The sequence below is a fragment of the uncultured Bacteroides sp. genome (assembly GCF_905207245.1).
GTDB lineage: Bacteria > Bacteroidota > Bacteroidia > Bacteroidales > Bacteroidaceae > Bacteroides.
On record NZ_CAJLKP010000177.1, the window covers coordinates 1 to 2,801 of the forward strand.

Sequence of the window (2,801 nt, forward strand, 5' to 3'; positions counted from 1 at the left end):
CAGGCGCCACTTCTACCACATCCGCCGAAGCCACTGTCACCAAGAATCTGGGAACCATCTCAAACAAAGGCGTCGAAATCAATACCGACATCGACATTTACAAGGACAAGAAGTGGAAAGTGAACTTTGCCACGAACGCCACTTTCGTAAAAAATAAGATTGTGAAGTTGCCGGAACAGAACAAAGACGGTATCATATCGGGAAGTTACAAAATAGTGGAGGGCAAAAGCCGGTACGAATTCTTCCTGCCAACCTATGTGGGTGTAGACCAGTTGACGGGTAATTCCTTATATACGCTGAATCTGGAAGACTACTTCATCACACTGCCCGACGGAAACAAATTGGGCAATGCGGAAGGCACCGACATCACCGATAATGAAAGCCTCACGGCTATCAATGGCACCTACTATACCAACAATACAACTTATGCCCTGAAAGAGTTCCACGGCTCGGCACTACCCAAGATTTATGGCAGCTTCACGGGCACGGTAGCCTACAAGTCGTTCAGCCTCTCTGCTTTATTTACCTACTCACTGGGTGGCAAAACCAATGACGGTGTCTATCGCGGACTGATGACTACAGGAACTTCACCGAGCAATTTCCACTCAGACATCATGAAGTCATGGAAAGCTGCTCCCGAGGGTATGACGGAAAATTCAACAGACCGCATCAAGCCGGACGGCATTCCGCAGATCAACAGTACGACAAGCTCCACTAATAATGCCGCTTCTTCAAGATGGCTCGTCAGTTCAGATTATCTGGTTGTCAAGAACATCACACTGAGCTACCAGCTACCGAAATCTTTCGTGAAGCGTCTGGATTTGCAGGCCATCGGTCTAAACGCAAGTTGCGAAAACCTCTGGACTTTCACCGCCCGCCAGGGCATGAATCCGCAACAGTCATTCAGTGGTTCACAAAACAACTATCTGGTAACTCCAAGGGTATTTACTGTAGGTATCAACATCAAACTATAATAGTAACACTTATGAAAAAAATATTATATACATTAGGAATCATAGTCCTGCTCGCTTCATGCGCCGGCGACTATCTGGACACCGCACCTCAATCGTCTACCGGTACGACCACCATCTTTGAGACGACGGATAATGCCAAACTTGCCATAAACGGCATTTGCCGGTTAATGGTCACGCAGTATCTCAGTTCGCAGGGATTCAACGGCGAAGGAACCATCAAAACCTGGTATGGCAACTATCCGGGAAATCACTTTCAGAAGTCGAACCTCACCGGTTGGTCATCCATCATCAATTCCCTTTATCACGAAAGGAACACTTCCTCCTATTGCTACTATCCGTGGTTTTACTACTACAAACTGATAGGTAATGCCAATGCCATCATTGTCAATATTGATGCAGCCAGCGGCAGTGCAGCGGAAAAAGAATTCATAAAAGCCCAGGCCTTAACGTTCAGGGCATACAGCTACATGATGCTGAGCCAGCTTTATTGCCATCGCTGGTGCGACAGCAACAATGGCGCCAGCCGCGGGTTGCCCCTACGCATAGACCAAAGCACCGGTGAACTGGAATGCTCCACACTGGCAGAAGTCTACAATCGGATTTATGAAGACCTGGACAATGCCATTTCCAACTTCACAACATCCGAAATGGACCGTCCAAGTGGAGATAATTACAGTCCAAACCTGAATGTCGCCTATGCCGTTTATGCACGGGCAGCACTGATTCGCGAAGACTGGGCAACCGCAGCCCGGTATGCAGCCCTGGCACGCAAGAACTATCCATTGATGACCAACTCCGAATATGTAGACGGCGGCTTTAATACTCCGAACCAGGAGTGGATATGGAGCAGCTACAACGCCACCGACCAGAACTTACACTTTTATTCGTTTTTTGCCTATCAGGGTAGCAACTCGAGTGCCAGCATTTGCAGAAGTTACGCATGTTCCATCAGCAAAGAGCTTTATGACCGGATTCCGGAAACAGATATACGCAGAAGTATGTTTCTGGCTCCCCGGGAAGGAGAAACTTACACCACTTCCACCGGACGCGCTTCCAAAGGCGCCTTGTTTGAGCGGGCAAAGAAAGATTATGCCGATAAGATTTATAGCACAAGCTACATCTTTGCCTACATGCAATTTAAAATTCTGTGTGCCGAACAGCCGGGCATAGGCCAATTGAATCATTTCCGCTCCGCCGAAATGTACCTGATAGAAGCCGAAGCTAATTGCCACATCGGTGGAAAAGACACAGAAACACAGAACTTATTGATAACACTGAATAAGGATTCCGGACGCAACCCATCGTACACCTGCACAAAAACAGGAAATGAATTACTGGAGGAAGTGAAACTATACCGGAATATCGAACTTTGGGGCGAAGGCTTCGACTGGTTCGACTATAAACGATGGAAAGAGCCTATCGCCCGCAAATCATACCCGGAAGGCAGTTTCCACGTACAATTTGCAATAACAGCCGATCCTTCGGCCAATAACCAATGGACTTGGGTATTCCCTGCAAAGGAAGTTGACTATAATGACGCACTTACTTCGTATATAGAATAAACCTAAATTCTCTCTGACAAATAAAAAAGGAGCGTTGCCTCTTCAGATTTGAGGAACGTTCCTTTTTCTATTATTCATCACAAGGTAAAGAAAATCATTATTTTACAGAGTACGAAACAAGATAACAACAAAAGATATACATCAACCAAAAATATTATGCACAAACAAAAATCAACCAAATTATTTGCTATTTAAAAATAAAGCACTACTTTTGCAACCGCAATTCGGGATGTAGCTCAGCCCGGTAGAGTACGCGTCTGGGGGG

The 2,801-nt window shown here is 46.2% G+C and carries 1 protein-coding gene and 1 pseudogene; both read left to right on the forward strand.

The annotated features are described in order from the left end of the window. Positions 1–974 (forward strand): annotated as a pseudogene (locus tag QZ135_RS24835) (SusC/RagA family TonB-linked outer membrane protein); the annotation flags it as partial. Positions 975–985: 11 nt separating this feature from the next. Further along, positions 986–2,536, forward strand: a complete 1,551-nt coding sequence (locus QZ135_RS24840; RefSeq protein ID WP_294615800.1) for a RagB/SusD family nutrient uptake outer membrane protein — start codon at positions 986–988, stop codon at positions 2,534–2,536. Positions 2,537–2,801: the final 265 nt, after the last annotated feature.

What these genes read in the sequence shown, in the direction of transcription:
- QZ135_RS24840 (WP_294615800.1), top strand. Translation starts at nt 986, where the DNA reads ATGAAAAAAATATTATATACATTAGGAATCATAGTCCTGCTCGCTTCA.